The sequence below is a fragment of the Pseudomonas chlororaphis genome, from assembly GCA_001023535.1.
Classification (GTDB): Bacteria; Pseudomonadota; Gammaproteobacteria; order Pseudomonadales; family Pseudomonadaceae; genus Aquipseudomonas; species Aquipseudomonas chlororaphis_E.
In genome coordinates this window covers 6,148,705-6,160,821 of the sequence record CP011020.1, presented here as the reverse complement: position 1 = coordinate 6,160,821, position 12,117 = coordinate 6,148,705, and the positions used below count along the sequence as shown (strand labels likewise).

The 12,117-nt window shown below is 64.6% G+C and carries 2 protein-coding genes and 3 pseudogenes; 1 reads left to right on the top strand and 4 read right to left on the bottom strand.

The features are described from left to right. Positions 1-9: 9 nt before the first annotated feature. From VM99_26880 to VM99_26865, 4 genes and pseudogenes are all read right to left on the bottom strand, one after another. Positions 10-393 (bottom strand): hypothetical protein, encoded by a 384-nt coding sequence (locus tag VM99_26880; GenBank protein ID AKK01888.1) that lies wholly within the window; start codon positions 391-393, stop codon positions 10-12. 356 nt (positions 394-749) lie between these two features. Next, on the bottom strand, positions 750-1,046 hold the full coding sequence (locus VM99_26875; GenBank protein AKK01480.1) for a transposase: 297 nt from the start codon (positions 1,044-1,046) through the stop codon (positions 750-752). Positions 1,047-1,200: 154 nt separating this feature from the next. Further along, positions 1,201-1,509, bottom strand: a pseudogene (locus VM99_26870) (integrase). 282 nt (positions 1,510-1,791) lie between these two features. Continuing rightward, positions 1,792-11,589 (bottom strand): annotated as a pseudogene (locus VM99_26865) (peptide synthase). Between VM99_26865 and VM99_26860 the strand changes: the two are divergent. Continuing rightward, a pseudogene (locus tag VM99_26860) lies at positions 11,590-12,081 on the top strand (transposase). The last annotated feature ends 36 nt before the right edge of the window (positions 12,082-12,117 follow it).

Below are 12,117 nucleotides of genomic sequence, written 5' to 3'. Positions count from 1 at the left end.
AGCTAGGAGTTAATTGTCGTGGCTAAAGAAAAATTTGAACGGAACAAACCGCACGTCAACGTCGGCACCATCGGCCACGTTGACCACGGTAAAACCACTCTGACCGCTGCTCTGACCCGTGTCTGCTCCGAAGTTTTCGGTTCGGCCAAGGTTGACTTCGACAAGATCGACAGCGCCCCGGAAGAGAAAGCTCGCGGTATCACCATCAACACCGCTCACGTTGAATACGATTCGTCCGTGCGTCACTACGCACACGTTGACTGCCCAGGTCACGCCGACTACGTAAAAAACATGATCACCGGTGCTGCCCAGATGGACGGCGCGATCCTGGTTTGCTCGGCCGCCGATGGTCCGATGCCACAAACCCGTGAGCACATCCTGCTGTCCCGTCAGGTAGGCGTTCCGTACATCGTTGTCTTCCTGAACAAGGCTGACATGGTTGACGACGCTGAGCTGCTGGAACTGGTTGAGATGGAAGTGCGCGACCTGCTGAGCACTTACGACTTCCCAGGTGATGACACTCCAATCATCATCGGTTCGGCTCTGATAGATCGGAAGAGCGTCGCTGCCATAACAGTGTKCATTGGACACGAAGGCAGCCTTGAGCTGAGCGGAAACCGAGCACACAGGTTTTGGCTTCAAACGCCGCTGACGAGCTTCGTAAAACCCCGAACGACTGATCCGCAACACCCGGCAGATACGCGCCACCGGGTAGGCCTTGCATTGGACTTGGTGAACCAACTGGTGGATCACTTCAACTCGCGGGCAAAGAAGGCCGTAGCTTTTTTTAATATGTCATTATCCGTCTTCAGTTCGCGGACTTGCTGTTCAAGCTGGCGAATACGCTGCTGGTCGCTGGTCAATGGTTTGCCAATCCCCGTACCGCCCGACTGCTCGGTTTGATACTGCTGAACCCAGCGGCGCACGGCGGTATCGCTCAGGCCTAAATCGGTACAAACCGAGTTCACGCTCAGACCTTGATCAACAACCATCTTGCAGACCTTCAGCTTGAACTCGGCGTCGAATTTTCTGTACTTCTTAGTCATGGAATATTCCTCAATGAGTGTAGTTTCACCCATTGAGGTGTCCGGGGCTATTAGACCAGCTCAAACATCCCCCATTAATTGTGGGAGCGGGCTTGCTCGCGAAGGCCAAGGTCTGAGGTGGTCAATTTTTTCCGGACACCTCAATCGGTGTTTTTCAGGCTGCTTGCCGCTCATACTGATTGGGCGGCAAATAGCCCAAGGATGAATGGATTCGCCTTCCGTTATAGAACCGCACGATGTAGTCCGTGATGTCTTTGATCGCTTCGCCATGGTTGGCGTAATCCTTGCGCCAAACACGCTCCATCTTCAGATTCAAGAAGAAGCGCTCCATGACCGCATTGTCCCAGCAGTTGCCCTTGCGACTCATGCTGCAACGCATTCCATGTCGCGTCAGCAAGTTCTGGTAATCCGTACCGGCATACTGGCTGCCTCGATCCGAATGAGCGATCAAGCCCGGTTCAGGTTAAGCGGTCATGTCATTGCCCCAGCTTGCGCGGCTGCCATTGGTGTTTGCACGCAGACAATCCCTGCTGGTAGAGCCAGACCGCTTCGCAGGAAAAGTCATTGTCGCCATCGCAGTTCGACAACCGGCGACTCCAGTCCGGGTTTGGCGGCATGGACGCTTCCTGGGTCGACAGTTTGACGTACAGAACCCGGATCCGGTTTTCGGGCGTGCACCCTTGGTCGGGGCAGATATGAGCGGCCGGCCGATGTTCGCCGTGCCGCCGACAGTGCGCCGGGTTCAAGCGGAATAGGTGGTTTCTTCGGAAGGACCGTAGAGGTCGTAGACATGCTCAAGGGTCGGCGACTCATACAGCGCCTCCACCAGGCTTTGCTTCAGCGGCTCTCCCGCCAGGTTGATGATCCGCACACTGGCCGGAATCCCGCCGCTGCGCTGCAACGCGGCGATGGCCGACGGCACCGTGTTGATCAGGCGCACCTGATCCCGGGCCGGCAGTTGCGGCAGCTCCAGCGCATTGCGGGCGATGATCAGCGAGCCACCGTTGGCCAGGGTCACGAACAGCTCCCACACCGACAAGTCGAAGCACACCGAGGTGGACGCCAGCACGCCCTGGATATCTTCGCGACGGTACACCGCGCGCGACCAATCGATCAGCGCCAGCACGTTGCGATGGGCAATCGCCACGCCTTTGGGCAGGCCGGTGGAACCGCTGGTGTAGATCACGTAGGCCAGGTTGTCCGGGGTCACGCCGGTGCGGGGGGCAGCGAGGGAATAACCGTCCAGGTCGAGACGATCGAGCATCAGCACCGCCGTGGCCTCAGGCACCGACAAAGTCGCCGCCACTGCCTGTTCGGTCAGCAGCACCCGCGCACGACTGTCGTCGAGCATGTAAGCCACGCGCTCGGCCGGGTAATCCGGATCGAGAGGCACGTAAGCACCACCGGCCTTGAGCACCGCCAGCAAGGCGATCAGCAACTGCTCGGAACGCGGCATCGCGACGCCGACGCGGACTTCCGGGCCAACGCCCAATTCGATGAGCTTGTGGGCCAGGCGATTGGCACGGCCATCCAGCTCGCTGTAGCTCAGTGACGTGTGGGCGAAGGTCACGGCCAAGGCATCCGGCGTGGCTACCGCTTGACGGGCGATCACCTGGTGAATGCACAGGCTGTGCTCGAACGACCCATCGACCGGGTTCCAGTCGTGGATCAGGCGTTGGTACTCGTCGGCTTCGAGCAGTGTCAGCTCAGCCAGCCGGCGCTCGCCGCCATCGACCATCTGCGCCAACAGTTGCGCCAGGTGCGCGGCCAGTCGCGTGACGGCGGCCGGCTCGAAACTCGAGCGCTGGTAACTCAGGTGCACCGACAGTTGCCGCTCCAGGCTCACCAACAGCGTCAACGGGTAGCTGGTTTGCTCCCGGGTGGCCGCCGGGCCGAAGCGCAAGCCGTCCGGGGCGCCCTGTTCCAGGGCCTGGGCAATCGGGTAGTTCTCGAACACCAGCAGGCTGTCGAACAACGCCTCACCGCCCTGCCCGGCCCAGCGCTGGATGTCCAGCAACGCCGTGTGCTCGAATTCGCGCAGGGCCAGGTTCTGCTCTTGCACCGCGTGCAGCCAACTGTCCAGGGTCTGCTCGGCCCGTGGGCTGGCGATCACCGGCAGGGTGTTGATAAACAGGCCGATCTGCTGCTCGATGCCGGGCAACTGCGCCGCACGCCCGGCCACGGTGGCGCCGAAGGCCACGGTGTCCTTGCCGGTGTAACGCTGCAACAGCAGCAGCCAGGCGGCCTGCACCAGTGTATTGACGGTGACTTTCGAGGCGCGGGCAAAGGCCTCCAGGCGCCGGGTCAGCGCTTCGTCCAGGCCATGCACGTGATCGCCATACCCCGTCTCATCCATCGCCGGTTTTGCCAGCACCTCGGCCAGCCGGGTCGGCGTCTCCAGGCGGCGCAGGGCCGGCGTCCAGAACGCCTCGCTGGCCGTCACGGCCTGGCGTTGCAGCCAGGCGATGTAATCGCGGTAGCGGCTGACCGGCACGGGCACGTCCTGGCCGCTGTAGCGTTGCAGCACTTCGCCGAGCAATTGCGAGTTGCTCCAGCCGTCCATGAGGATGTGGTGATGGCTGTAGATCAGGTGATAGCGCTGTGCGTCGAGGCGCACGATCGCCAGCCGCAGCAGCGCCGGCGCGCCCAGGTCCAGTTGCCGGCGTTCGGCCTCGGCCAGGGCCGCCACGGTTTCATCGCGCTGCGGATCGTTGCGCAAGTCGTGCAGGCAGTAAGGCAATGCCAGGTGTTTGCTGACCACCTGCACCGGATCAGGCAGGTCGCCTTGCCAGACGAAACGCGTGCGCAGGATGTCATGGGCGTCCACTGCCGCCTGCCATGCCTGGTGGAAGCGGTCCGGGTCCAGGCCTTCGACGTCCAGGCGCAACTGGTTGATGTAGGCGCCGCTGGCCTGGCCATAGACGCTGTGGAACAGCATGCCCTGTTGCATCGGCGACAACGGATAGAGGTCGGCGATCTGCGCCGCCGCCATCGGCAGGCCGTCCAGTTGTCGCTGGTCCAGGCGAGCCAGCGGGAAGTCCGACGGCGTGACGCCGCCATGGGTGCCGTCACAGCAATGCTCGATCAGCCCTTGCAGCTCCCGGGCGTAGTCATCGGCCAGGGCCTGCACGGTGGCCGCGTCGAACTGCTCGCGGCTGAAGGTCCAGCCCAGGTTCAGTTCGCCGCCGAACACCTGGCCGTTGAGGGCAAGGGTGTTGGACAACGGCGCATCGGCGTGCAACTCGTCGCCGGCGCCTTCGCTGGCCGGCACGAACAAGGCCCCGTGCGCCTCATCGAAACTGGCGTCGAACTGGCCCAAGTAATTGAAGGTCAGGCCCGGCGTGGGCAGCCCGGCCAGGCAGGCTTGCGCCGTGGCATCCCCTAGTTGAGCCAGGGCCCCGAAGCCCAGGCCCTTGTTCGGGATCGAGCGCAGTTGCTCCTTGACCTGTTTCAGTGAATCCCCCAGGTCCGCCGTCGGCGTCAGTCGGGCCGGGTACAGGCTGGTGAACCAGCCGACGGTACGGGTCAGGTCGACGTCGGCGAACACCGCTTCGCGGCCATGGCCTTCGAGCTGGATCAATGCGCTGTCGGTGCCGGTCCAGCGCACCATCACCCGGGCCAACGCGGTCAGCAGCAGATCGTTGACCTGGGTGCGATACGCCTTGGGCGCGTCCTGCAGCAATTGGCGGGTCAGCGCCGCATCGAGGCGGGTACGCACGGTGAGGGCAAGGCGGTTCTGCCGTCCGCCCTGGGGGTTGTCCAGCGGCAACCGGCCGTCAGCACCGTCGAGGTGCGCCTGCCAGAACGCCAGTTCCTCCTGTAATGCGGCACTGCGGGCGTAGCCTTGCAAACGGTCGGCCCAGGCTTGTGCCGAGGTGGTTTTTGCCGGCAGTTGCAGCGCCTGGCCGGCAGACAATTGGCGGTAGGTGCTCTGCAGGTCTTCCAGCACAATCCGCCACGACACACCGTCCACCACCAGGTGATGGATCGCCAGCAGCACGCGCTGGGTGCCATCGGCGAGGGTCGCCAGCGCGGCCCGCAACAACGGCCCGGCTTGCAGGTCCAGGCTGCGTTGCACTTCGTTGGCCAGGTGTTCCAACGCCGCGGCATCGGCCACCTCCGCCACCCACAGCAGACCCTCGGGCTGCTGGGCCAGCGACCGATAGCTGGCCTGCCAACCTTTGCCGTCATCGACAAAGCTCAAGCGCAGGCCGTCGTGATGCACCACCAGGGCGTCCAGGGCCTGCTCCAGCGCACGGGCGTCCAGAAGCTGGGTCGGCTTGAGCAACACCGACTGGTTCCAGTGCTGGCGCTCGGGGATCGACTCCTGGAAAAACAGCCGCTGCACCGGCAGCAGCGTCAGCTCGCCGGTCACCGGTCCCTGGTCGACCCCTTGCGCGGTTTCGCCCTGGCGCGCCACCGCGGCCAACGCTTCGATGGTCTGGTGCTGGAACAAATCCTTGGGCGTGAAGTGAATCCCGAGCTGGCGGGCGCGGCTGACCACCTGGATCGAAACGATGGAATCGCCACCCAGCTCGAAGAAATTGTCCCGCAGGCCCACCTGCCCCAGCTTGAGCACGTCCTGCCAGATGGACGCCAATTGCTGTTCCAGCAGGCTGCGCGGCGCCACGTAGGCGTGTTGCAGTTGGCTGACGTCGGGCTTGGGCAGGTTCTTGCGATCGAGCTTGCCGTTGGGGGTCAGCGGCAGGCGTTCGAGCACCAGCAGATAGGCCGGGACCATGTGCGCCGGCAGGCTCGCCTTGAGCTGCGCGCGCAGATGTTCGGCGAACGCTTCGTCCCGAGGGGCTGGCGCGTCGGCGACCACGTAGGCAACCAGGCGCTTGCCGCTGCCGGCGGTGCCTTCCTGGGCCACCACGACCGCCTCGCGCACGCCGGCCAACGCTTGCAGGCGGGCTTCGACCTCGCCCAGCTCGATACGGAAGCCGCGGATCTTCACCTGGTTGTCGATACGATCCAGGTAATCGAAGGTCCCGTCGGCGCGCTGGCGCACCAGGTCACCGGTGCGGTACAGCAGGCCGCCGCGGCCACCAAACGGATCGGCGACAAAGCGCTCGGCGGTCAGGCCCGGACGGTTCAGGTAACCCCGGGCCAGCCCGCTGCCGCCCAGGTACAGCTCACCGGCCAGGCCTTGGGGCAACAGGTTCAGGTCGGCGTCCAGCACGTAGGCGCTGCGATCGCCGATGCGGCTGCCGATGGGCGCGTAAGCGGCGCCACAGCTCACCTCGCGGCCGGCCTTCCAGATCAGCGGCGTGACCACGGTTTCGGTCGGGCCGTAGCCGTTGATGATGCAGTCCGGGTCCAGGGCGCGCTTGACCCGCTCGAAACTGGCGTTGGGCACCGCGTCGCCGCCGAAGCAGTAGATGCGCACCTTCGGTGGGTTGCCTTCGCGCTCAGCGTGTTCGGCCAACTGTTGCAGGTACACCGGCGGGAACGCCACCACCGTCACGCCGTGTTCACGCATGGCGTTGTAGGTCTGCTCCGGGGTCCACAGGCTGTCGTCGCGAACCAGCAGCGAAGCGCCGTGGGTCAGGCTGGTGAGCCAGCGTTCATGGGCGCCGTCGAAGGCGAAGGACATGAAGTGGAACTCGCAATCGCTGGCCTGCATCTCATAGCGCTCGCCGATGGCCTGGCAGTGCATCGCCAGCGGACCATGGGCCACGCTCACCCCTTTGGGGTTGCCGGTGGAACCGGAGGTGTAGATCACGTAGGCAAGGCTTTGCGGATCGATGGACACGACAGGGGCGTCCATCGGTTGCCGGCTCAGGTCGAGGCCATCGAGTTCCAGCACCTGGGCGACGCCTTCGAGGGGCAGTTGCGCCGACACCCGGGAATCGGTGAGCAACAGCGCCAGCCCGCAATCCTCGATCAGGTAGGCCAGGCGCTCACGGGGATAACCGGTGTCCAGCGGCACATAGGCAGCGCCGGCCTTGAGCACCGCCAACAGTGCGACGATCACCCCTTCGCTGCGCGGCAAGGCAACACCGACCCGGCTTTCCGGGCCGACGCCACGAGCCATCAAGGCATGGGCCAATTGGTTTGCCCGGCGATCGATGTCGCCGTAGCTGAACGATTCGCCGTCGAACTTCACTGCCGTACGCTGCGGGCTCAACGCGGCCCACTGGGCGATGCGCTGGTGCACGGCGACGTCGGTCGGGTACGGCTGTGGCGCATTGGCCGCCAATTGTCGGGCCTGCTCTTCGGCGCTGACCAGGGCAATGTCCCCCAGTTGGCGCACGGCTGACTCGGCGAAGCGCTCCAGCAGGTGCACCAGTTGGGCGGCGATGCCCTCGATGGCGGCCAGGCTGAACTGCATGCGGTCGAAACACAGGTGCAACGCCAGCGTCTGGCCGAGGGTCACGGCCACGCTCAACGGATAATGGGTCTGCTCCAGGTGGCTGACCTCGCCGAACACCACACCGTCTCCGGCACCTTGTTGCAGGGCCTGGGCAATTGGGTAGTTCTCGAACACCAGGATGTTGTCGAACAGGGCCTCGCCGCCCTGCCCGGCCCAGCGCTGGAGATCGGCCAGGGGCGTGTGCTCGTATTCACGCAGGCTCAGGTTCTGCGCCTGCACGGCTTGCAACCAGGCCGCGACCGACTGGTCCGGGCGCGGCGCGGCGATCACGGGCAAAGTGTTGATGAACAGGCCGACCTGCTGCTCGATGCCCGGCAGTTCCATCGGACGTCCGGCCACGGTGGCGCCGAAGGCCACGCTGGCATGGCCGGTGTAGCGCTGCAGCAGCAACAGCCACGCCGCCTGCACCAGGGTGTTGAGGGTAACTTTCTGCGCGCGGGCGAATTGTTCCAGGGCCTGGGTTCGCGGGGCATCCAGGGTCAGGTAATGATCGCCATGACCGCTCTCGGCTTCAGCACCGGGCAGCACCCGCGCCAACCGCGTCGGCTCTTGCAAGGTGGCCAGTTGCGCCGTCCAGAACGCTTCGCTCTGGTGCGCGTCCTGGCGTTGCAGCCAGGCGATGTAGTCGCGATAGCGTCCGCCACTGGCCACGACTGGGCGAGCGCTGTAGCGCTGGAGCACTTCACCCAGCAATTGGGCGTTGCTCCAGCCGTCCATCAGGATGTGGTGATGGGTGTAGATCAGGTGCCAACGATCGGCAGCGGTCTGCACCAGCACCAGGCGCAGCAACGGCGCCTGGGCCAGGTCGAAACCCTCCCGGCGTTCGGCTTCGGCGCGTTCATCCAGGGCATCGGCCAGCCGCTCGTGCCCGCGCCAGTCGAGGTGCGTGAACGGCAATTGGACCTGGCGCAGGACGATCTGCACCGGCTGTTCGAGGTCACCCTGCCAGGCAAAGCCGCTGCGCAGGATGTCGTGGGCCTGGAGCGTGGCCTGCCAGGCCTGGCGAAACCGTTGCGGATCGATGCCGTGCACGTCCACCCGCAACTGGTTGATGTACGCCCCCGCCGTCTGCTCGTACAGGCTGTGGAATAACAAGCCCTGCTGCATCGGCGAGAGCGGGTAGAGATCGTCCAGTTGCCCGGCGTCCACCGGCAGGCTGTCGAGCTGCGCCTGGGTGAGGCGCGCCAGGGGGAAGTCCGACGGGGTCGCTTGCGGCGCTTGCAGGCCACAGCAATGCTCGATCAGCGCGCTCAGCTCGGCGCGATACGCCGCCGCCAGGGTTTCGATGGTCTGGTGCTTGAACATTCGCTCGCTGAAGCCCCAGTTCAGCGTCAGCTCGCCGCCGTAGACCTGGCCTTCGACCGTCAACCAGTTCGCCAGCGGCGCCCGGGCATGCTGGGCGGCACCGCTGCCTTCGCTGGACGGCACGAACAGCGCGCCGTCGTCGAACTGACGGTCGAACTGGCCCAGGTAGTTGAACGTGATGCGCGGCGCCGCCAGGGCCGCCAGCTCGGCGCGCACCGCCGGTTCGCCCAGATAGCGCAGCACGCCATAACCCAGGCCCTTGTCCGGCACGGCGCGCAGTTGCTCCTTGATGGCCTTGAGCGAGGCGCCCAGTTCGGCGGCCGGTCGCAGGCTGACCGGGAACAGGCTGGTGAACCAGCCGACGGTGCGGGTCAGGTCAACGCCGTCGAACAGGTCTTCGCGGCCATGCCCTTCCAGTTGGATCAGCGCGTGGTCCTGACCGGTCCAACGGCACAGAGTGCGCGCCAGGGCGGTCAGCAACAGGTCGTTGACCTGAGTACGGTAGGCCTTGGGGGCCTGTTGCAGCAGTTGGCGCGTCTGTTCGGCGTCCAGCTTCACCTGGACCTTGCGCTCGTCGCGAGCCTGCAGGGCCACCTGCGGGTAGTCACACGGCAAGTCATTGGCGATGCTCGCCTGGGCACGCCAGTAGTCGAGGCTGTGCATGAACCGGTCGAGGTCGCCGTGCAGCCGGCTCGACCACGCCCCGTAGGCGCTGGTCCTCGCGGGCGCCTGGAGCGGCTGGCCGGCGTGTAGCTGGGCGTAGAAACGTTGCAGGTCGTCCAACAGCACGCGCCAGGAAACACCGTCCACCACCAGGTGATGAATTGCTAGCAACAGGCGCTGGCTGCCGTCGGCCATGTCCACCAACAACGCCCGCATCAATGGCCCGTCTTCCAGGTCCAGGCTGCGCTGGGCGTCGTCACACAGGGCGTTGAGCTGTTCCACCGAGCTCGCCTGGCGTTGCCACAATAGGCTGGCCGCCGACGGTTCGACATAGGCCTGCTGCCACTGGCCATTCATCTGGGTGAAACGCAAGCGCAAGGCGTCGTGATGCCCGGCCAGGTGAGTCAGGGCCATGTCCAGTGCAGGTGCGTCGAGCCATTGGCTCGGCACCAGCAACAGCGACTGGTTCCAGTGTTGGCGCTCGGGGATGTCACGCTCGAAGAACCAATGCTGCACCGGGGTCAACGGCACCACGCCCGTGGCCGGGCCCTGCTCGACCACTTGCGGGTCGCCCGCGCCTGCCACCTGCGCCAGGCTACGCAGGGTCTGATGTTGAAACAGCGCCTTGGGGTTGAGCGTGATTCCGGCCTGCCGCGCGCGGCTGACCACTTGCATGGAGACGATAGAGTCGCCGCCCAACTCGAAGAAGTTGTCGTCCAGGCCGATCTCGGCGAGGTTCAGCACCGACTGCCAGATCGCCGCCAGGGTTTTCTCAACGGGGCTGCGCGGCGCCACGAACGCGCGCTGCTGGTCGCTGCCGTCCACGGCTGGCAGCGCCTTGCGGTCGAGTTTGCCGTTGGGGGTCAGGGGCAGGCGTTCCAGGAACACCAGGTACGTCGGCACCATGTAGTCCGGCAAGTGTTCGCGCAAGGCAACCTTGAGGGTTTCGCGCAGGTGCACCTGGGCTTCGGCCTGGGTCAGCACGGCAGCGTCGCTCGGCACGATGAACGCCGCCAGTTGCTGGCCCTGCTCGCTGTCCTGGGCCAGCACCGCCAGCTCGCGCACCTGGGATTGCTGCAACAACCGCGCTTCGATTTCCCCCAGCTCGATGCGGAACCCGCGGATCTTCACCTGATGGTCGATACGGCCCTGGTATTCGAGCACGCCATCGACGCGATAACGGCACAGGTCACCGGTGCGGTACAGCCGCTCGCCCGTGGTGGAAAACGGGTTGGGCACGTACTTCTCGGCGGTCAGCGCCGCCCGACCCAGGTAACCCCGGGTGATGCCGGCACCGCTGAGGTACAGTTCCGCCGAAACGCCTTGGGGCACCGCTTGCAGGTCGGCATCCAGCAAGTAACTGGCGGTGTGCTTGAGCGGTCGGCCGATGTTCGCCGTGCCACCGACAGTGCGCCGGGTCCAAGTGGAATAGGTGGTGTCTTCGGAAGGACCGTAGAGGTCGTAGACATGCTCAAGGGTCGGCGACTCATACAGCGCCTCCACCAGGCTTTGCTTCAGCGGCTCTCCCGCCAGGTTGATGATCCGCACACTGGCCGGAATCCCGCCGCTGCGCTGCAACGCGGCGATGGCCGACGGCACCGTGTTGATCAGGCGCACCTGATCCCGGGCCGGCAGTTGCGGCAGCTCCAGCGCATTGCGGGCGATGATCAGCGAACCGCCGTTGGCCAGGGTCACGAACAGCTCCCACACCGACAAGTCGAAGCACACCGAGGTGGACGCCAGCACGCCCTGGATATCTTCGCGACGGTACACCGCGCGCGACCAATCGATCAGCGCCAGCACGTTGCGATGGGCAATCGCCACGCCTTTGGGCAGGCCGGTGGAACCGCTGGTGTAGATCACGTAGGCCAGGTTGTCCGGGGTCACGCCGGTGCGGGGGGCAGCGAGGGAATAACCGTCCAGGTCGAGACGATCGAGCATCAGCACCGCCGTGGCCTCAGGCACCGACAAAGTCGCCGCCACTGCCTGTTCGGTCAGCAGCACCCGCGCACGACTGTCGTCGAGCATGTAGGCCACCCGCTCGGCCGGATAATCCGGATCGAGAGGCACATAAGCACCGCCGGCCTTGAGCACCGCCAGCAAGGCGATCAGCAACTGCTCGGAGCGCGGCATCGCCACGCCGACGCGGACTTCCGGGCCAACGCCCAATTCGATGAGCTTGTGGGCCAGGCGATTGGCCGGCTACAGCAGGCYTAGCTTCCGGCGGTTATCGAGGTGATCAAAGATCATATTCGCTACCTGCAAATCCAAATCAAGCAGTTTGGCAAAGCCATTAATCAAAGCATGCGTAAGCTGGATGCGGAGAAAGCCGACCGACTCACATCAGTTAAAGGGATCGGCACTGTGGCGACTGCTAGTTTGTTGGTTTACCTGCCTGAGCTCGGTGAGCTTGATCGCAGAGAGATCGCGTCCCTGGCGGGAATCGCCCCCTACAACGACGACAGTGGCAATCACAGCGGCAAACGTCAGATTTACGGAGGAAGAGCGCGGGTCAGACGTGCGCTTTATATGTCGTGCTGGGTTGTCATCCGCTATCACGCCGACTTCAAGGCCCGGTACGAAGCACTTCGAGGGCGAGGCAAGAGCGCGAAAGTCGCGCTCATCGCCTGCATGCGAATATTGCTAATCAGACTGAATGCCATGCTTCGAGACGGCACTGAATGGCGGTGACGGGTGGTAGAGGTAAGACAGTTGCTCCCACAATGA